General features: G+C 61.6%; 1 protein-coding gene. It reads left to right on the top strand.

The features are described from left to right. A partial coding sequence (locus QP922_RS12885; RefSeq protein WP_502869624.1) for a thermonuclease family protein occupies positions 1–232 on the top strand: 232 nt, incomplete at both ends.

The following is a 232-nucleotide window of genomic DNA, read 5'->3' as shown; positions in this document are numbered from 1 at the left end:
CAATAGTGGGTACGAATGCCCGGAGCTGCCAACCCTAGCCCAAGCCGGTTTGGTGCGCCCCGCACCTCCCGCTAATGCCAAACGGGGTCGGGTCCGCGACATTGTTGATGGCGACACCATCAAAGTGTCCTTCGGCGATAACCTGGACACCGTGCGCCTGGTCAATATCAACGCACCGGAAACCCACAATCCCAACACGCCACCCCAGTGCTATGGCGCGGAAGCCACCGCC

This window comes from Corynebacterium sp. MSK218, assembly GCF_030232655.1.
Taxonomy (GTDB): domain Bacteria; phylum Actinomycetota; class Actinomycetes; order Mycobacteriales; family Mycobacteriaceae; genus Corynebacterium.
This window is presented reverse-complemented; position numbering and strand designations above follow the sequence as displayed.